Source organism: Singulisphaera chitinilytica, from assembly GCF_049331405.1.
Lineage (GTDB): Bacteria > Planctomycetota > Planctomycetia > Isosphaerales > Isosphaeraceae > PoT.
In genome coordinates, this window is sequence record NZ_CP186274.1 from 3,315,829 (window position 1) to 3,335,299 (window position 19,471).

Consider the following 19,471-nt stretch of genomic DNA (forward strand, 5'->3'; position numbering starts at 1 on the left):
TTAGGCAGCTCCCTCCAGCGCCGACTTGGGTCCGGGGGGCTTCCCGCGGAGGACCCAGGTATCTTTCGTGCCGCCCCCCTGCGAGCTGTTCACGACCAGGCTGCCGCGAGGCAGGGCCACGCGAGTCAGGCCGCCGGCCAGCACCTTGATCTCCTCGCCATAAAGGATGAACGGGCGAAGGTCGACGTGCCGCCCCTCAAGGTGGTCCTCAATGAACGTGGGGTGTTGGCTGAGCGTGATCGTCGGCTGGGCGATGTAAGAACGGGGCTGGTCGCGGATCTTGTCCGCGAACTCCTGCCGCTGCTCGGCCGTCGAGGCGGGGCCGATGAGCATGCCGTAGCCACCGGAGCCGTCCACGGCCTTCACCACGAGCTTGTCGAGGTTGGCCAGGATGTGCTGCTGGTGCGACGGGATCGTCGGCCGGAACGTCTCGACGTTGTGGAGGATCGGGTCTTCCTTGAGGTAATAGCGGATGATGTCGGGGACGAACGGATAGATCCCCTTGTCGTCCGCGACCCCGGTCCCCATCGCGTTCGCCAGGCCGACCTGGCCGGCTCTGTAGGCCCCCGTCAGGCCGGCGACGCCGAGCTGGCTGTCGCGCCTGAAGGTGAGGGGGTCGATGAAGTCGTCGTCGATCCGGCGGTAGATCACGTCGACCCGCTTGGGCCCCTGGATCGTCCGCATGAAGATCTGGCCGTTGTCGAGGAAGAGGTCGCGCCCCTCGACCAGCTCCACGCCCATCTGCCTGGCGAGATAGCTGTGCTCGAAATAGGCCGAGTTGTATGCGCCCGGCGTGAGCACGACGACGGTCGGATCCTCGCAGCCCTCGGGCGCGATGTGGCGCAACATCGCCAGCAGGTTCGAGGCGTAGTCGTCGTTTGGCAGGACGTTGTACTGCTCGAAGAGGAACGGGAAGACCTGCTTCATCACCTGCCGGTTTTTGAGCACGTAGCTGACGCCCGAGGGCGTCCGGCCATTGTCCTCGAGGACCAGGTAATTCCCCTGTGCGTCCCGGATCAGGTCGATCCCGCTGATGTGAATGTAGATGTCGCGCGGGACTCGCAGGCCGACGCATTCGCGACGGTAGCTCGACGCCCCGAGGACCAAGTCCTGCGGGAGCACGCGGTCCCTGAGGATCATCCTCGCGTGATAGACGTCGTGTATGAATAAATTGAGGGCACGGACGCGCTGCTTCAGCCCGCGCTCGAGGTGATCCCACTCCTCGGAGGCGATCAGCCGAGGGACCGGGTCGAACGGGATGATGCGCTCGACCCCCTGATCACGCCCGTAAACGGTGAAGGTGATCCCCTGATGCCGCATCAGCAAGTCGGCTGCGCGGCGGCGTGATTCGAATTCACCCAGTCCCCAGGCATTGAGCCGTTGATGGAGGGCCGCGTAGTGAGGACGAATCTGCCCCGGGGCGGCGAACATCTCGTCGTACCCGGTCAGCGTGTATTCACCAAAGAGTCTCGCATCGACCCCATGACGCATCGACAACATTGATGTTCCTACGTGCCTCGAGAAGAAGGATGCACTACAGTACCGCAAATCGCGCACCAGGAGGACCCATGCGGCGTAAACTCACCTGTCATCGGGTATTGGAAGAATGGGAATACCCCCAGGCCGTGATCTGGTGCCCGGAAATTGCGCAGCGGTGAGCAAGAATGCCGTGATGTCGGGCAGGGGGTCTGCTCGGCGAGGCTCCGTCCGATGGGCCATGACGGTCCAATTCGCATTAGAGATGATCGAGCCAACAATTTGGGAGGTGGTCGATTCTTGCCAGGAAGTCGTCACCTTCGGGCAACTATACCCCATGACGCGAGATGAGCAGGTTGCCAACATGGTCCGGCAAAATCCCCCGTCGAGCAAGAGAGTTCCAAGCAAGGTCCGTCCGAGACTGACATGAGTAAATCTTAAAAGCCTCGGACCCCTTGATCACGTTTCATGTCATTTCGCGACGGCCGAGGTCGTCGGCCTCAAATGGAATCCAATCGTGTCCATGCCTGGTTTCGAATTTCGATTGCTACGATGAGGATCTCCGCCGATCGTCCCGATCCCAACGAACCATTTCGCGATGGTCGACGAATACGCGGTAAGTTTGACAACCGTCACATTGCGGTCGGGCTGCCTGGCCAGACAAATTCGCTTCCTGGGTCGTCTGCCGTGGCTGAGGGTTTTGGTGGCACAGCGTTGAGCCGTTAGGTTCGGTGGAGATTGACGACGCGTCCTGGTGTCGAAGTTCCTTTTCATGAGTTTGGAGGCGCAACGGAACCAATTTGAACGCCTCAGTTCGATACCGAGGATGTCGAAGGGCGGCTTCTCATGAAATTCTCTTTCTTGGTTGGGCCGCGATTTGCGACAATCTTGTTGGTTGCATTGATGGTCGCTCGGCTGCGTTAAAAGATCGCCTTAAATCGAGCCCTGTGATTGATTTCTATGACCTGGCTGAGAGTCGTCGGTTTCGGAGCGAGGTCGAGAGATAGGACGACCTCGAGAAACCGGGACGGAGTCTCGACGGCCTCGCGTTGACTGGCGGGAGAAACCAGTCATCGGCGACCCCTGGCACCATGTTGTGCACCTGGACTGAACATCGAAGCCGGTCGAGGAAGGTGGATCGTATTGGGCGTGGGAGGAATTCCGCGCGACGGTCGATTCGCCGAGGACGAATAAGGTCAGCAACATGAGCCACGCATCGGAACCGCGAGCGCGCGTCGGCCGGAGGGCCGGGCTCAGGCTCGCCCGACCATGCCTCGAGGTCATGGAGGATCGACTGCTCCTCACCCAGTTTACCGTCACGAATATCTCCGACGACGGGAGCGTGGGCTCCTTGCGTTGGGCGATCCAGCAGGCGGATCAGGGGCCGGGGGGAGACAAGATCGTCTTCGCCATCCCCGGTTCGGGCTTGCAGCAGATCCACGTCCAGACGGCCTTGCCGAAGATCACGGTCCCGCTCACGATCGACGGGACCTCTCAGCACGACTACGCGGGCGTGCCCCTGATCGCGATCGTCGGGCCGGGCGGACCTACGGGGACGAATGCGTTCGACGGGCTCGCCATCGCCGCCGGTAATACGACGATCGAAGGCCTGGCCATCACGAACTTTGGCGGCAACGGCATCACCATAAGCGCCGGCAGCCATAATATTATTGTATCAAATTATATTGGTGTATTGCCGGGATCGCCGGGAGCCTCGCCGAATGGTGGTGACGGCATCCAGGTCTTGGCCGGGGACTCCGTCCAGATTGGGGTCGGGGACGGGAATCAGCGATTAGGCAACGTCATCTCGGGTAACGGCGGATTCGGCATCGACCTTCATGGCGGATTGACCCCGATCGCCGGGGCGATCGTCGACGCCAACTTCATCGGCACCGATCCGACGGGGAGTTCCCGGGTCGGGAATGGGTCCGGCGGGATCTTAGCAAACGGCCTGAGCACGTCCATGATCGGCGGCTCGTTCGGTAATGTGATCTCCGGCAATAATGGCGCGGGCGTGCTCACCACCGGCAAGACCGACGGGCTCGTCATCGATAATAACCTGATCGGCAAGGCGTTCGCCGGCGACGCGAACCTCGGCAATCTCGGCGACGGCATCCGGCTCGTCTCCAGCAATAACATCATCGGCGGCCAGGCCGGCAATACGATCATGTATAACGGCAACCCCCAGACGGGGTCGGGGGCCGGTGTTTCGTTAGTGGGCGGGGTCTTAAATAACGCGATCCTTTCCAACGTCATCGCCTCGAACGTGGGCCTCGGGATCGACCTGGGAGGGAGCGGGAATCATCAGCAGCAACCCCCGACCCTCCGCGCGATGAGCCGAGGCACTCAGCCCGACTCGGTCAGCATCCTCGGCACGATGTCCGGCGTCCCGGGGCAGACGTACACGATCCAGTTCTACGCGAACAGCAAGGACGACCCGTCCGGATACGGCGAGGGGGAGGTCTTCCTCGGAAGCCAGAACCTCCGGATGGACGCCAACGGCTCGGGGGTCATCAACGCGACCTTCCTAAGGGCAGTCCCGCTGGGATATACCCTCACCGCGACCGCGACCGACGCCTCCGGCAATACGTCGGGGTTCGCGAGGAACCTCCCGACCACCGATACGCCCGACGTCGCCGTGGGCATCCAGCCGACCTCGGGACGGCTCGCCGTCGGGGACTCGCAAACCTATCTCATCACGGTGACGAATGTGGGGGCCGTCGTGGCCTTGGGCGTCACGGTGACGGACTTCCTGCCCGCCGGGACCGCGCTCGTCAGCGCGACGACCACGGGGGCGCTCGCGACCGGCTCGAACTCACTCATCGTCAACTTCGGGAACCTCCGGCCGGGCGACACCGGGACGCTCACGGTGGTGGTGCGGACGACGGCCGCGGCTGCCCCCTCGATCACGAACACCGCCATCGTCGCGACCATCTCGGGCGACAACAACGCGGGGAACAACGTCGCGAGCGTGACCACGCCGGTGGGGAACGTCAGCGACCTCTCGGTCCAGGTTCAGGCCTCGGACGCGAAGGCGATCGAGGGGCAAACCGTCACCTACACCGTGACTCTGACCAACCTGGGTCCGAACGACGCCTCGGGCGTGACCCTGATCGACACGCTGCCGGCGGGGACGACCATCGTCTCGGCCAGCTCCTCGCTGGGGCAGACCGCCATCAACGGCAGCGTGATCACGACCACTCTGGCGAGCCTGGCCCTGTCCGACGGCCCGGTCATCCTCACGGTTGTCGTCCTCCCCTCGGCCGACCCCGACGTGCCGATCTACACCAACACCGCGACCGTCACGTCGTCGACCTTCGACCCGAGTCTCGGCAACAACACGGCCTCGGCCAGCACGATCGTCTCGAACCTCGCGCTTTCCCTCGCGGCGCCCGCCGCGGTCCAGGTCGGGGACGAGCTCACCTATACCGCGCAGCTCACGAACGTCGGGACGACGACGGCCACCGGCATCTCGGTCGCCGGCCTGATCCCGGCGGGCCTGGTCTTCAACGGCGGCTTCCCGGGGGCCGCCATCGACGCGAATGGGAACATCGTCGCGACGGTCGCGAGCCTTGCGCCCGGCGAGACGATCAGCATCCCGCTCTCGTTCCAGGTTACGCAGGCGGCGAGTTCGAACGTCGCCTTCAACCTCGCCGCGACCTTGCCGCCGTCCGACGTCCACCTTGCCGAGGCGTCCGCCTCGACCGACGTGCAGACCGTGGCGAATCTCGGCGTCGTCATCAGGCCGCACGAAGGCTCGATCCTCGCGGGTCAGACGGCGACCTATGACCTCGTCGTGACGAACCAGGGGCCCTCGGAGGCGACCGGCGTCATCCTCCGCGGGGCGATCCCGGCGGGCGTCACGATCAAGTCGATCGCGACGAGTCAGGGGGACTTCACCGCCAGCGATGGCGGGTTCGACGTCGAGCTCGCGAATCTGCTGCCGGGGATCTCGGCGACAGTCACCGTCGTCGTGCAGGCTGGGAACGCGGCACCGTCGTTCACGCTCTCGGCGAACGTCGTGGCGAACGTCTTCGACTCGGATCCGTCCGATAACTTCGCCTCGGTCACGACGGCCGTCGCCCCGAGCGCGAACCTCTCGGTGCAGGTCACGCCGCCGAACGGGCCCCTCTTCGTGGGTCGAGCGTTCCCGTACATCGTCACCGTGACCAATCACGGGCCATACGACGCCACGAATGTGTCGGTCGTGAATACGCTCACAGCCGGCGTCTCCGTCGTGTCGGCGGTCGATGGCGCGGGGAATCGGGTGGCGATCGCATCCTCCGGGGTCGTCACCGACAGCATCGCGAGCCTGAAGAGCGGGGCCTCGGTCACGCTGACGCTGTCGGTGGTCTCCTCGACGGATCAACTGGTGACGGACCGCGTGACGGTGACGAGCGACCTGCCCGACGCGGATGAGTCGGACAACACCGCGAGTGCCTCGGCCCCGGTCGCACGGGCTTCCGATCTCACCGTGTCGATCTCGGGCGATTCCTCGACCGTGAACGCCGGGCAGACCGTCACCTACACCGTGACGGCCACGAATCGAGGGCCGAGCCAGGCGACGAATGTGGTCTTGAAGGACGTCCTGCCGCAAGGGGCCGTGTTCGTCTCGGCCGGCCCGGGGATCGCGGGTGTCTCGCAGAGCGGGAACGTCGTGACGCTGGGGATCGGGGCGCTAGACGTCGGCGCGTCGAGGACCGTGAGCTTCGTGATCCGTGCGGATCAGATCGCGAATACGTCCAATAGTATCAGCATCTCCTCGGATGAGGACGACCTCGCGACGGGGAATAATCTCGCCAAGGCTTCGTTGAACGTGCTGGAGTCGCCGGGGAGCTTTTCTTTCGCGAACGCTGTCTTCGGCGTGACGAACAACGCAGGGCGGGCCGTCATCACCGTCGTGCGGCAAGGGGGGGCACGAGGCCCGGCGACGGTCGTCTACTGCACGCCCGAGGGGGGGACCGCGAAGCCGGGGGTCGACTTCCTGCCAGTGGCGGGGACCCTGACGTTCCAGCCCGGACAGACGATCGCGACCTTCTCGGTGCCGATCATCGCCTACGCCTACAACCAGACCGACCCGACGATCGCGCTCCGGCTCATCACGCCGACGGGCGGTCCGACGCTGGGAGATGGGGCGGCGTCGACGATCTGGGTCAACGTCCTCAACAAGGATACGGTCGCCCCCGACGTCCAGGAGATCCGGCTCTCGGGGCCGTCGACCGGCCTCGGCGACGTCACGCTTTTCTTCAACAAGCCGCTCGACGCGGCGTCGGCCCTCGACCCGAGTCATTTCCAGGTCGTGTCCGTCGGGGCCGATGGACGGTTCGGCACGGGCGATGACTCGCCGGTCGGCGTCTCGGCGGTCTCATACAACCCGGCGAACAACACCGTCAACCTGCACTTCGCGACGCCGCTGGGGAGCAACCAGTTCTATCACGTCCGCGTCGTGGGGGTTACCGACCCCGGCGGCCTGAGGATCGCGTCGGGAGTCTACGACGCCTACTTCGGCCGAGGGTCGACGCTCGTCTATCCCGATAGTCGCGGGAGCAGCGTGACGCTTCGACTCAACGGCGGCGGCGTGCTCGACCTCACGCGGTTCGCCAACGGGGACGGGAACCGGCTCCAGATCCTCAACCCCGTCTTCCGCCGCTCGACCCTGATGGGGCGCGTCACGGGGGGCAGTTCCACGAGCCTGGCTTCGGTGACGGGGCTCGGCTCGTTCGGGCAGGTCAAGCTTCGGCTCTCGACCCCGCCCTTTTACGTGAACCAGATGCCGTTCGGCCGCTCAATCATGTCGCCGGCCTCCGTCGACACGGTCCTGGATTCGGGCGTGCCCCAGTTCTCGCGTCAGGCCCTCATGGCATTGGCCAGATTGCGTCGCCGGTGAGCGCGGGGGGGCTCGGCGAGATTTCGGGTGTACCTCGGGTCGCGGTCCGTGTCTGAGGGCTTGAAGAGGGAAGGGAAGGGCATCAAATGAGATCGCCCCGGCTCCTCGGATTCGAGGTGCCGGGGCGATGTTTGTTTTGGCAGGAGAGTGGTGAGACGCTCTCGAGCGGTCTCCGGGATCGTTCAGGAACGATCGGTGCCGGGCCGGGCTTCGGTCGAGCGGCTCCCGCTTCCGCGGTTCGAGTTCACATAAGCGGCGGTCAAAACTCCCAACAACGCCGAGCGACGCCCCGCGCGGGAAGACTTCCCACCGCGACGGATGCGAGCCACAGTGCCTGCCCACTCAAAACCCGAATGCACAGGTGCGTTTCTCTTAGGATTCGACTCGCTCATCGACATTAACTCCCCGTGAAAGAACAAGTCCTCAACCACCGGGGACCTGTCCTGCCACTCGATTGCGCCGGGAAGGACCCCATCCGTCCTGGCTCAGGAACGCCATCGTGGAACCGGTAGTCCGGCCGTTCCTCGGTCGACACGACCGCAACGAGACGACAATTTCGCGGTTGAACCGATCGGACTCCCCGTCATACGAACGGGGAGCCTCGCCTGTTCCAACCGCTCCGCGCGAAAACACCGGCAAGTGCCTAACTCATCGGACCATCCCTGCCTCGCGCTTCAACCCGTTCATTCCGGACGTCTGAGGAGGCCCCGAAAGGCGGGAGGACCCCTTCTGCCCGAAAATCCTACGTGACCGGAACGGGTCGAAAATGAGGGATGATCACGGGCTTGGTAGACACGCCGGTGAATCTAACAGTCGCGAACGATTGCGGCAACAGGAAAAAGTCACGAATTCTAGAATGAAAGCAACGATATCTTTCGTTCATGGGCGGGATGAACGGGAGTGCACGGCTGCGATGCTCGGCAAATGAACATGAGTCTGCATGGCGGGCCCCGGCGGCTTGTGGGCGTCGACGGCGGGCTTCGGCTGGAGCATCGAGTGGAAGAGTAGGATGGTCGCTAATCCATTGAAAAGTGCGTGCATGACGAACGGGGCGATGAGGCTCCCCGTCCGGTCGTAGATCCAGCCGAGGCCGAGCGCGAGGACGAAGATCGCGATCGGCGCGGGCCACTGAGCGATATGCACGCCCCCGAAGAGGACCGAGGTCGCGACGATCGCGAGCGTTCGCGTCGTCGTCGGGACCAGGACGCTCGAGTCTTTGGGCTCCGAGTCGGCGGGGAAGCTCACCTCCGAATCGAGGGATTCGAGGATCAGGTCTTCCTGGGGGAAGGCGAGGTCGTCGTGCGAGGGGCGGTGCGAGATCACGACAGGCCTGAACTGATTCGCGAGCCAGCCCTGGATCAGGCCCCGGAAGATCAACTCCTCGGCGGCGGGGGCCAGGACCACAGCGGAGATCAAGGCGATGATCGCGCTTCCGATTCCGAAATTGGCCTCGATCATGTCCTGGACGGGATGCTCCAGCGACTTTTGGCCGAGGTATTGCCAGAGCCTCGAGGCCGTGAAGTTCACGAAGTAGACCACCGGCGTCGTGATCAGGAACCCCATGACGCCCGCGGAGACGTTCCGCTTCAGGCCGGCCCATTGCAGGCCGAGCGCCCGCAGCGGCGCCCTCGTCGCCGTGCTGAGGGCGATCGGGATCAGGATCAGGAGGACCAGGTTCGCGATGCTCGTGATCGCCATCAATTCTGCGGACGACATCTTCCCGAGGGCCTTGGGCTTCCCCTCGGCGGGCGGGACGGGCGTGAGTTGGCCGCTGGCGGCCATGTAGATGACCGAGATGGCGATCTGGACGAGCAGCCAGGTCATGACGACGATGCCAACGGTCGTCAAGGTCCAGGGGGCGTCGATCCGTTTCGACGGCTCGAGCAGGGGTTTCCGATCCCTCAGCTGCATGAATGCCCAGGCCCAGGCCATGACCATCCCGAAAAGGGTGATCGAGAGGATGAAGCGTAGCAGGACAGCGGCGAGTTGGGCGGGAGAAGCCGTCATGGATCGAGGTCCGGGGGACGCGGGCAGGCAACTGTCCTGAAGCCGAAGCGCATCGCAACGTTGAAGCTTACGGCCACCTTGCCCGAAATCAACCTAACGCCTAGAATCGGCGGGCGCTACTGACCTAGAGGAGGCGGTGTTTTCGATGCGGGACGTCAGCGAACAGTTGCAGATCCTTCGCCGGGGCGTGGAAGAGATCGTCCCCGAGGCCGATTTCCTCAAGATGCTCGAGAAATCGGTCAAGGACAACGTGCCCCTGCGCGTGAAGTACGGGATCGACCCGACCGGGATCAACGTCCACCTCGGCCACACCGTGCCGCTACGGAAGTTGAAGCAGTTCCAGGACCTGGGCCACACTGCCGTCATCATCATCGGCAACTACACGGCCCTCGTCGGCGACCCCTCGGGACGCGACGAGACCCGCGCGTCACTGACCGAGGAGCAGGTCGCCTCGAATGCCAAGGACTACTTGAGGCAGGTCGGGCGGATCATCGACCTTGACCGCGCCGAGGTCCATCACAACGGCGACTGGTTCTCGAAGTGGTCGTTCCTCGACGTGCTCGACCTGACCCGGCAGATGACCCTCTCGCAGATCTCGGCCCGCGAGGACTTCGCCAAGCGGCTCGCCGCCGAGAAGCCGGTCTACCTGCACGAGTGCCTCTACCCCTTGATGCAAGGGTGGGACTCGGTCGAGATCAAGGCGGATGTGGAACTCGGCGGCTCCGAGCAGCTGTTCAGCCTGATGGTCGCCCGGGGGCTCCAGCAGTCCCGCGGCCAGCGGCCCCAGGTCGCGATGACCATGCCGATCCTCGTCGGCACCGACGGCACGCGCCGGATGGGCAAGAGCCTGGGGAATGATATCGGCATCGGGCTGTCGGCGAGCGACCTCTTTGGCAAGCTCATGAGCATCCCCGACGAGCCCCTGCGGCAGTACTTCACGCTGCTGACCGACATCTCCATCGCCGAGGTCGACCAACTCCTCGCCCCGGGTGTCAACCCGCGCGACTCGAAGGAGTTCCTGGCCAAGGAGATCATCTCCGGCTTGCTCTCTCGGGCCGAGGCTGACGCCGCGGCCGATGAGTTCCGCAAGCGGGCCAAGGGGGAAGACCCTGACGACATCAAGGTGGCCCCCTTCGATCGGAGCCAGCTTGACGTCGAAGGCAAGATCGCGATCCCCCGGTTGCTCGTGGGCCTTGGGCTCGAGCAGAGCACCTCGAATGCCAGGCGCGTGATCGAGGGGGGCGGCGTCTCGATCGGACCTGAGCGGACGTCGGTCTCCGACGTGAAGGCCCTGGTCGAGGTGCAGGAAGGCCTGATCGTCCGGGTCGGCAAGCACCGGATCGTCCGCGTCGTCTGGAAGTAACCTGAGAATCTGGAGTCGAGAAAAACCATATGGCGACGCACGGCTTTGGCATCATCGGCTGCGGGATGATTGCGGAGTTCCACACCCGCGCGATCAATGACATCGAAGGTGCCAGCGTCGTCGCCGCCTTCAGCCGCAACCCGGCCAACGGCAAGAAGATCGCCGACCTGGCCGGGGGCGACTGCGTCGTCTACGACGACCTCACGAAGATGCTCGCCCACCCCGGGCTCGACATCGTCTGCGTCTGCACGCCCAGCGGCGCCCACCTCGAGCCGAGCATTCAGGCGGCGAAGGCCGGCAAGCATGTCGTGGTCGAGAAGCCGCTCGAGATCACGCTCCCCCGTTGCGACGCGATCATCCAGGCCTGCGACGATGCCGGGGTCCGCCTCTGCACGATCTTCCCCTCCCGGTTCAGCGAGTCGAACATCGCCCTCAAGCGTGCGATCGACTCGGGCCGGTTCGGCCGCCTCACCCTGGGCGACACCTACGTCAAGTGGTGGCGGACCCAGGCCTACTACGACTCGGGCGGCTGGCGAGGGACCTGGGACCTCGACGGCGGCGGCGCCCTGATGAACCAGGCGATCCACAACGTCGACCTCATCTCGTGGCTGATGGGGGACGTCGACACGATCCAGGCGCTCACCGGCCTCCTGGTTCACGAGCGCATCGAGGTCGAGGACACGGCCGTCGCCGCCATCCGGTTCAAGAACGGGGCCCTCGGCGTCATCGAGGCGGCCACGAGCGCCTATCCCGGGCTGCTCAAGCGGACCGAGATCCACGGCGAGTTCGGCTCGGCCCGCGTCGAGCAGGATGACATCACGCTCTGGACTTTCGCCAATGAGGCTCCCGAGGATGCGTCGATCCTCGAGAAGATGCGGGGCTCGTCGGGGTTTGCCGCCGGCGCGAGCGACCCCAGGGGGATCAACCACGCGGGGCATCGCGACCAACTCGCCGACTTCCTCAGGGCGATCGACGAAGGGGGGGAGCCCCTCGTCGACGGCCGGGAAGGGCGCAAGTCGGTCGAGATCATCCGCGCGATCTATCAGTCGTCGAAAGAAGGCAAGGCGATCCGGCTGCCGTACGAGGATCGATGAGCGTCTTGCTGAAGGTCAAGGAGTCCGGGGGGAGCCCGGGCTTCGAGTCCCGCCGCGAGCCGGGCCTGGGGTGTGCATCCTTCGGGGATCGAGCGTCAAAGGAGTGACCGATGCGGCGCCGCAACCGTGTGCTGGATTACAGCGTATATCTCGTGGTTCGGCTGATCGTCGGGATCGCCCAGGCGCTCACGATCGAACAGTCGTACGCCTTTGCCGAGTTCCTGGCGGCCATCCTCTATCGCGTGGACAAGCGGCATCGTCAGGTCGGGCTCGATAACCTCAAGTCGGCCTTCGGCGACAAGTACAACGATGCCGAGCGCGACCAGATCGTGCGGGGCGTCTATCGGCACTTCTGCAAGATGCTGATGGAGATCCTCCACATCCCGCGCAAGCTCCACCCGACCACCTGGCGGGATCGGATCACCCTCGTCGGCCACGAGAAGGTGCTCAACGCCTTCTTCAAGGGGGGGCCGGTGATCCTCCTGAGCGGCCACTTCGGCAACTGGGAGATGGCCGGGTATCTTTTCGGGGTCTTCGGCTTCCCGCCGCACTCGGTCGCGCGTACCCTTGATAATATCTATCTCGACCGTTTCTTGCGTTCGTTCCGGGAGCGGACCGGGCAGAAAATGATCCCCAAGTCGGGCGGGTACGACCAGATGCTCGAAGTCCTCCGGACGGGGGGCGTCCTCTCGTTCCTCGCCGACCAGGACGCGGGGCAGAACGGCCTCTTCGTCGACTTCTTCGGCCGGCCGGCCTCGACGCACAAGGCCATCGCCATCCTCGCGATCGAGCACAACGCCCCGGTCGTCGTTGGCTATGCCAGGCGCCTCGGCGACGGCTTCCAGTATGAGGTCGGCTGCGAGGTCGTGATCGAGCCCTGGGAGTGGACGGGCGAGGCCGACGACGTCAAGCTCCTGACCCAGCGCTATACCTCGGCGCTCGAGGCGGTGGTCCGCCGATCGCCCGAGCAATATCTCTGGCTCCACCGGCGCTGGAAGCACCAGCCGAAGCCCCGGAAGAAGCGGACGCCCACCGCGCCCGTCGAGGCGGCCGAGAACGCGGAAGCCCGGTCGAACTGAAACCAAGGGCCTGGCCCTACTTCTACGACGCAAGCTCGAGGAGCACGATGACGCGACAAGCCATGATCGACCGCGTCCGTGCCGGCGAGACCTGGGACATCGTCGTCATCGGCGGCGGGGCCACCGGCCTGGGCGTCGCCGTCGATGCGGTCACGCGAGGCTATCGGACCCTGCTCCTCGAGTCGCACGACTTCGCCAAGGGGACGTCGAGCCGGAGCACCAAGCTCGTCCACGGCGGGGTCCGCTACCTCGAGCAGGGGCGAGTCGGCATGGTCCGCGAGGCTCTCCGCGAGCGCGGGCTCCTGCGGCAGAACGCCCCGCACCTCGTCCATGACATGGCCTTCGTCGTCCCCGCGTATAACTGGTGGTCGCGCCCTTATTTCGGAGTCGGCCTGAAGGTCTACGACCTCCTCTCCGGCTCGCTTGGGCTCGGGGCCTCCCGCTCGATCGGCCGCGACGAGACCTTGGCCCGGCTCCCGACCCTGCGCCCGCAAGGGCTGCAAGGGGGGAGCCTCTACTACGATGGCCAGTTCGACGACGCCCGCCTCGCGATCGCCCTGCTGAGGACGGCGCTCGACCAGGGGGGATGTGCCCTCAACTATTGCCCCGTCACGTCGATCCTGCATCGCAACGGCCAGACCTCCGGCGTGACGGCCAGGGATGCCGAGACCGGCGAGGACTTCGAGATCCAGGGGCGCTGCGTCGTCAACGCGACCGGGGTCTTCGTCGACGCGATCCGATCCATGGACGAGCCGAGCTCCCGGGGCATCATCGCCCCGAGCCGGGGGATTCACGTGGTCCTCGACCGCAGCTTCCTGCCCGGCGACTCGGCGTTGCTGATCCCCAGGACCGAGGACGGCCGCGTCCTCTTCACGATCCCCTGGCATGACCGCGTCCTGCTGGGCACCACCGACACCCCCGTCGACGACATCGAGTGGGAGCCCAGACCCTCCAAGGACGATGTGGCGTACCTGCTCGAGTATGCCGGCAAGTACCTCGTGAAGGCCCCCAAGACCTCCGACGTCCTCAGCCAGTTCGCGGGTCTCCGGCCGCTTCTGAAGGACGACCATACCTCCAAGACCTCGAAGCTTTCGCGAGAGCTTCACCTGGCAACGTCGAAGACCGGCCTGGTCACGATCACCGGCGGCAAGTGGACGACCTATCGCCTGATGGCGGAGCAGGCCGTCGACCAGGCCGTTGAGGTGGGGGGCCTCGCCACGCGTCCCTGCGTGACCTCGACCTGGAAGCTCCACGGGGCGGAGGATGTCTCGCCGGACGAACCTCGCGCCGTCTACGGGTCGGATCGCCCGGCCCTGAATCGGCTTTGCGCAGAGCGGCCCGAATGGTCGCCGCCGCTCCATCCGAGGCTCCCCTACCTGATGGGGGAGGTCGTCTGGGCGGTTCGTTTCGAGTCCGCGAGGACGGTCGAGGACGTCCTCGCCAGGCGGACACGAGCCCTGATCCTGGATGCCCGGGCGAGCCTGGATATCGCCCCGGCCGTCGCGAGCTTGATGGGTCAGGAACTCGGGCGCGACAACGCCTGGGTCGAGGATCAGTGTCGCGCCTTCCAGGAACTCGTGAGCCAGTATCTCATCAACTGACCAGCTCAGGCGTTGCCGAGGCTCTCCAACTCTTCCCAGCGGGCGTAGGCCGCAGCCAGGTCGGCCTCGGCGGCGTCGAGCTCGGCCTTGCTCTTGGCGATCTCGTCGCTCGACTTGCGGTAGTACGAGGGGTCGGCCATCGCCTCGTGGAAGCCGGCGATGGTGGTCTCGAGCACGTCGATCTTGCCGGGGAGGGCTTCCATCTCGCGCTGCTCCTTGAACGAGAGCTTGCGCGTTTTTTCGCGAGGCTTTTCGGCCGCCTTAGTCGCCGAGGCCTCGGCGGCGGGCTCGACCTTCTCTTCCTGCGAGCGCTGGCGGATGAAGTCGTCGTAACCGCCGTCGTATTCCTTGACCTGCCCCTGGGCGTCGATCGCGAGGGTGCTGGTGACGACGTCGTTGAGGAAGGCCCGGTCGTGGCTGACGAGCAGGACGGTCCCCTGGTAGTCCACCAGCAGGCTTTCGAGCAGTTCGAGGGTCTCCATGTCGAGGTCGTTGGTCGGCTCGTCGAGCACGAGCACGTTCGACGGCTTGGTGAAGAGCTTGGCCAGGAGGAGTCGGCTGCGCTCGCCCCCCGAGAGGAAGCGGATCAGGCTCCTCGACCGGTCGGGCGGGAAGAGGAAGTCTTGCAGATAGCCCAGGACGTGCCGGGGCTGGCCGTTGATGTAGATCGTGTCGTAGCCGTCGGCGACGTTCTCCTGGACCGTCTTCTCCTCGTCGAGGGTCGCCTTGAGCTGGTCGAAGTAGGCGATCTCAAGGTTGGTGCCCAGGCGGATGGAGCCTTCCGGCGGCGTGAGCTTGCCGAGGAGGAGGCGGAGCAGGGTGGTCTTGCCCGAGCCGTTGGGGCCGATGATCCCGATCTTGTCGCCGCGGGTGATCGTCGTGGTCAGGTCCTTGATCACGGTCCGCTCGGCGTAGCCGAAGCTCACCCCCTTGGCCTCGATGACCATCGTGCCGGAGCGCTCGGCCTCTTGGGCCTTCATCCTGGCCGTCCCCTGGCGGTCGCGTCGCTGGCTCCTGGCCTCGCGCAGGGCCTTGAGGGCGCGGACGCGGCCCTCGTTGCGGGTACGCCGGGCTTCAACCCCCTTGCGGATCCAGACCTCTTCCTGCGCGAGCTTCTTGTCGAAGAGCGAGTTGTGGCGTGACTCGGCGGCGAGCAGGTCTTCCTTGCGAGCGAGGAAGGTGGCGTAGTCGCACGACCAGTCGAAGAGATGGCCGCGATCGAGCTCGAGAATCCGGGTGGCGAGCTTGCCGAGGAAGACGCGGTCGTGGGTGACGAAGATCAGGGTCAGCCCCGCGCGGGGGAGGAACTCCTCGAGCCAGCGGATGGCCTCGATATCCAGGTGGTTCGTCGGCTCGTCGAGCAGGAGGATGTCGGGCTCGGCGACGATCGCCTGCGCGAGCAGGACGCGCCGCTTCATCCCCGAGGAGAGGGCCTCGAACCGCGAGGTGGCGTCGAGCCCCATCCGGGAGATGACGGCCTCGACGCGATGGTCGTGGGGCCCCGCCGAGTCCTCCGCGTCCAGTCCCTGCGCCACGACCTCGGCGATGTCGCCGGTGAGGTCCTGGGGGACGTCCTGGGTCAGGCGGGCGACGCGCAGGCCTTGCTGGCGGATGACCTCGCCTTCGTCGGGGGCGAGCTGCCCCTGGAGCAGGCGGAGCAGGGTGCTTTTGCCCTCGCCGTTGCGTCCGAGCAAGCAGACGCGCTCGCCTCGCTCGATCTGAAGCTCGACGCCGTCGAGCAGTCGGGGCCCTCCGAAGGCCAGGCTCACATTCCTCAGGCTCAGCAATGCCATGGCTAGACGTCTCGGCTCGCGGTGCGGACTCGTCACCTCCGTCGGCTCAGCTCGGCCGACGGGGGACGATCATGTTGACGATCATGGTCAGGACGGGCTCGCCGTCTTGATTCTTGGTCGTCGACTGTACCGTCAAGAGCCCCTTGTCGTCACGCGACTTCAAGGTGCGGAGGCGGATCACCTCGAGCTCGAGGGTGAGTCGATCCCCCGCCTTGACCGGCCTTGGCCACTTCAACTCGTCGATCCCGACGCCGATCAGGCCCCCCTCGACCTTGAGATCGCTCGACGTGAGGAGCTTCATGGTCAGGGCCGCCGTGTGCCAGCCGCTCGCGACGAGCCCGCCGAAGAACGAGGCCTTGCCGGCCTCCTCATCCAGGTGGAACGGCTGCGGGTCGAACTCCGCCGAAAACGCTTTCAAGGCCGTGAGTTCCATCGTCACGGGGCCCGAGCGGTACGTCTGGCCCAACGCGAAGTCCTCGAACGTCATCCCGCTGGACATGATGGCAAGCTCTCTCAGGGCATTTCAGCGAAGGCAGGTATCTCGACCGCGACCCCCCTTCAATACCCAACGGCCGCCCCCGGCCACAAGGGCTGTCTCAATCGTTCGAAACGCGGCGAGGCAGGCGGAACTCTCTTCGAGTTGCGCCTGCCTCGAGTAGGATGAGAGCCTCGAGCCGTCAGTCCTTCTCCTGAGGATTCGCAGGCTTGCCGGCCTTGGAATCCGAGCGGGTGTCGATGTCGACCCACTTGCCGATCTTCTTGCTGAAGACATAGAGGTGGCCGTCGTGATCGACGAGCACCGCATTGTTCTGGACGACGGGCGTTGCGTCGGCACCTTCGGGGAGGGTCAGCACGGCCCAGCGCTTGGCCTCTGCACTGAAGGCATAGACATAACGGCCCAGGCCATAGAAGCCCACTTCGTCGACGAAGACCGGCGTTGCGCCTTCGACCGGCTCCTTCAGATCTTGCGGATACCACTTGCCATCAACCGAGTTATAGACGGCGATCCGAGAAATCTCCGGGCCTTCAATTGCGAGTGCCGCAACCCCCTTGGTGACGAGTGGGATCACCTTCCTCTCAGGCTCCTTGGAGTCGAATAGCCGGAGTGCTTCCTGGGTCCCCGTCTCCGTGCTGTAAGCCGTGACCTGATCCCCTTCGGGAGACGGGATCACGATCAGCGAGCCGTTAGAGATGTAGTTGAGCCGATTCTGGGCCGGGCCTCCCATCATCCCGCCCATGGCACCCATCCCGCCGCCCATTCCGCCCATCATGCCCATGGCACCCATCCCGCCGCCCATTCCACCCATCATGCCCATCCCGCCCATCCCGCCGCCCATTCCACCCATCATGCCTCCCATGGCCCGATTCGGCTTTGTCACCGCTTTCGGTGTCGAGGACGACGACGACGAGGCTTCCGACCTGGCCCGGCTCATGCTTCGGACGTCAACGCCTTTGCGCTGGCCCTTCTCCTGAGAGTGCGCCGGGTTGTTCGACGAGACTCGCAGCGCCTTCAGTTCATCCTGGAGCTGCTTCAACTCGTTCTGCAGATCGTTGTTGCGCTTGGAGGAGGCGGCGAGCTCTTTTTGAAGTTTGTCGAGGGCTTCGTTGATGGCCTCGGGCTTATCGCCGGGCTGGGCTGCGGCGACGGCCGAGGCGTTCGGCTCATTCTCGGTTCCCGAACCCTTGCCGTACGTCTGATAGCCGCCGACCGACAGGGCGCAGGCGGCGACGGCGAGTCCCGCGACGAGCTTGATCTTCGAGAGGGTCATGGCGTGGATCACTCCATTTGCGAGGACGCCGGCGGTGCTGGAGATCAGGGCCGACGATGCCGCCTGGTGCCGGGCGAAGGCCAACGAGGCCTCGATGGTGGCGTCGAGCAGAACCTGGCTCGGTTCGTGGAGGAGGAACGGGCGAGCCGGGAGGATCGAGGAGGCCACGAGCCCCCGGCGGCTCAGCCGCTGCCGGAGCAGGTCGCGGGCCCGGGCCATCCGGCTCCTGACGGTCCCCACCGGCCAGCCGAGGCGGCGGGCCGCCTCGTCGTGCGTGAGCCCTTCGAGGTAGCAGAGGACCATCGGAGCTCGGAGCGACTGGGGCAGCCTCCCGAGTTCCTCGTCGAGCACGCTGCGGGTCTCGTCGAACCCGACGTCCCCCGACTCGTCGTCGGAGAACGCCCCGATCTCGTCGAACCCCGTCTTCTCGCGGACGAACCGGCGAGCGGCGTGGGCCCTCGCCCTCACCGCGACCCGATGTGCGACGCCGTGCAGCCAGTGCCCCACGAGGTCGCCGTTGCGGATACCATTGGCCCGGCGCACCAGGACGAGGAAGGTGGCCTGGAAGGCGTCTTCCACGTCATGCTCGTCCCTCAGGACCCGTCGGCAGACGCCGAGCACCATCGGCCCGTGGCGGGCGATGATCGCCGCGAAGGCGGCCTCATCCTGCGTCTTGGCAAAGCGTTCCAGCAACTGGCCCTCGCCCGCGCTGGCGATGGCGCCTCGCTTGAGCAATTGATCCAGTTGGCCCGCCCATGCCCCGGCAATTCGGCTCGACATCCCGCGGCTCCTCCCCACGACTCAGCCAGGTCACCCTCTATCTGCGTAATCCGACGCCCTCAATCTGACTTTCTCGGATTTCGCTCGAAATCGTCTCAGCCCGAAAGGTCTGGCGACTCGACCTGGTTGGCGACTTCGATGAGATTCCCGTCCGGATCCCGGAAGTAAACCGAGAGGATCGGCCCTCTTGCGCCCGTGCGGAAGACCGGGCCCAGCTCGACCGCCACCTTGCAGGCCTCGAGGTGCCGCATGAACTCCTCGAGCGGTGTCGTCGCCAGGAAACAGAGGTCGATCGCGCCGGGGGTCGGCCACTTCGCCTTGGGCTCGAACTCCGCGCCTTGCTGGTGCAGGTTGATCTTCTGGTCGCCGAAGGCGAGCGCCTGCCGCCCCTCGCCGAACTGGACCGGCTCCATCCCCAGCACTTGCTTGTAGAATGCGAGCGTGGCCTCAATGCTCGCGACCGTGAACACGAGGTGGTCGAACTCGCTGACTCTGGCCGTCGACGTCGGTTCCATGGGGATTTCGTTCGCCCTTGGTCGCCTCATGGAGCGAGGCGTCTATTCGTGATAGACAGGTGGTAAGGCCATCGTACTCGAAGCGAGTAGCCCTGGGGCTCAATGAT

General features: G+C 65.2%; 11 protein-coding genes. 5 read left to right on the top strand and 6 right to left on the bottom strand.

Annotated features, from left to right (window positions below):
* Entirely contained in the window at positions 1 to 1,491 is a 1,491-nt protein-coding gene (locus ACOYYX_RS13510; RefSeq protein ID WP_422931624.1) for a circularly permuted type 2 ATP-grasp protein, read from the bottom strand.
* Positions 1,492 to 2,680: 1,189 nt separating this feature from the next.
* Here ACOYYX_RS13510 and ACOYYX_RS13515 point away from each other — a divergent pair.
* Positions 2,681 to 7,363, top strand: a complete 4,683-nt coding sequence (locus ACOYYX_RS13515; RefSeq protein ID WP_422930426.1) for a beta strand repeat-containing protein — start codon at positions 2,681 to 2,683, stop codon at positions 7,361 to 7,363.
* An 879-nt stretch (positions 7,364 to 8,242) separates the two neighbouring features.
* Here ACOYYX_RS13515 and ACOYYX_RS13520 read toward each other — a convergent pair.
* Positions 8,243 to 9,370: a lysostaphin resistance A-like protein gene (locus tag ACOYYX_RS13520; RefSeq protein ID WP_422930427.1), complete on the bottom strand. Its 1,128-nt coding sequence runs from the start codon at positions 9,368 to 9,370 to the stop codon at positions 8,243 to 8,245.
* A gap of 145 nt (positions 9,371 to 9,515) precedes the next feature.
* On the opposite strand from ACOYYX_RS13520, the gene tyrS reads away from it, so the two are divergent.
* The 4 genes from tyrS (at position 9,516) to ACOYYX_RS13540 (ending at position 14,507) form a co-directional block, all read left to right on the top strand.
* Complete coding sequence (gene tyrS / locus ACOYYX_RS13525; protein ID WP_422930428.1) at positions 9,516 to 10,733, top strand: tyrosine--tRNA ligase; 1,218 nt, start codon at positions 9,516 to 9,518, stop codon at positions 10,731 to 10,733.
* A gap of 29 nt (positions 10,734 to 10,762) precedes the next feature.
* Entirely contained in the window at positions 10,763 to 11,827 is a 1,065-nt protein-coding gene (locus ACOYYX_RS13530; protein ID WP_422930429.1) for a Gfo/Idh/MocA family protein, read from the top strand.
* A gap of 110 nt (positions 11,828 to 11,937) precedes the next feature.
* Positions 11,938 to 12,906: a lysophospholipid acyltransferase family protein gene (locus tag ACOYYX_RS13535; protein ID WP_422930430.1), complete on the top strand. Its 969-nt coding sequence runs from the start codon at positions 11,938 to 11,940 to the stop codon at positions 12,904 to 12,906.
* Between the two features lie 47 nt (positions 12,907 to 12,953).
* Positions 12,954 to 14,507, top strand: a complete 1,554-nt coding sequence (locus ACOYYX_RS13540; RefSeq protein WP_422930431.1) for an FAD-dependent oxidoreductase — start codon at positions 12,954 to 12,956, stop codon at positions 14,505 to 14,507.
* Between the two features lie 5 nt (positions 14,508 to 14,512).
* Here ACOYYX_RS13540 and ACOYYX_RS13545 read toward each other — a convergent pair whose 3' ends face one another.
* From ACOYYX_RS13545 to ACOYYX_RS13560, 4 genes are all read right to left on the bottom strand, one after another.
* Positions 14,513 to 16,300 (bottom strand): ATP-binding cassette domain-containing protein, encoded by a 1,788-nt coding sequence (locus tag ACOYYX_RS13545; protein ID WP_422930432.1) that lies wholly within the window; start codon positions 16,298 to 16,300, stop codon positions 14,513 to 14,515.
* 46 nt (positions 16,301 to 16,346) lie between these two features.
* A complete protein-coding gene (locus tag ACOYYX_RS13550) occupies positions 16,347 to 16,799 on the bottom strand; it encodes a MaoC family dehydratase (RefSeq protein WP_422930433.1) in 453 nt (150 codons plus the stop codon).
* A gap of 178 nt (positions 16,800 to 16,977) precedes the next feature.
* A complete protein-coding gene (locus ACOYYX_RS13555; RefSeq protein ID WP_422930434.1) occupies positions 16,978 to 18,849 on the bottom strand; it encodes a sigma-70 family RNA polymerase sigma factor in 1,872 nt (623 codons plus the stop codon).
* A gap of 95 nt (positions 18,850 to 18,944) precedes the next feature.
* Positions 18,945 to 19,364: a VOC family protein gene (locus ACOYYX_RS13560; RefSeq protein WP_422930435.1), complete on the bottom strand. Its 420-nt coding sequence runs from the start codon at positions 19,362 to 19,364 to the stop codon at positions 18,945 to 18,947.
* Positions 19,365 to 19,471 lie beyond the last annotated feature (107 nt).

Coding starts and splice junctions, on each gene's coding strand:
- ACOYYX_RS13510 (WP_422931624.1), bottom strand. CDS start 1,491: ATGCGTCATGGGGTCGATGCGAGACTCTTTGGTGAATACACGCTGACC.
- ACOYYX_RS13515 (WP_422930426.1), top strand. CDS start 2,681: ATGAGCCACGCATCGGAACCGCGAGCGCGCGTCGGCCGGAGGGCCGGG.
- ACOYYX_RS13520 (WP_422930427.1), bottom strand. CDS start 9,370: ATGACGGCTTCTCCCGCCCAACTCGCCGCTGTCCTGCTACGCTTCATC.
- tyrS (WP_422930428.1), top strand. CDS start 9,516: ATGCGGGACGTCAGCGAACAGTTGCAGATCCTTCGCCGGGGCGTGGAA.
- ACOYYX_RS13530 (WP_422930429.1), top strand. CDS start 10,763: ATGGCGACGCACGGCTTTGGCATCATCGGCTGCGGGATGATTGCGGAG.
- ACOYYX_RS13535 (WP_422930430.1), top strand. CDS start 11,938: ATGCGGCGCCGCAACCGTGTGCTGGATTACAGCGTATATCTCGTGGTT.
- ACOYYX_RS13540 (WP_422930431.1), top strand. CDS start 12,954: ATGACGCGACAAGCCATGATCGACCGCGTCCGTGCCGGCGAGACCTGG.
- ACOYYX_RS13545 (WP_422930432.1), bottom strand. CDS start 16,300: ATGGCATTGCTGAGCCTGAGGAATGTGAGCCTGGCCTTCGGAGGGCCC.
- ACOYYX_RS13550 (WP_422930433.1), bottom strand. CDS start 16,799: ATGTCCAGCGGGATGACGTTCGAGGACTTCGCGTTGGGCCAGACGTAC.
- ACOYYX_RS13555 (WP_422930434.1), bottom strand. CDS start 18,849: ATGTCGAGCCGAATTGCCGGGGCATGGGCGGGCCAACTGGATCAATTG.
- ACOYYX_RS13560 (WP_422930435.1), bottom strand. CDS start 19,364: ATGGAACCGACGTCGACGGCCAGAGTCAGCGAGTTCGACCACCTCGTG.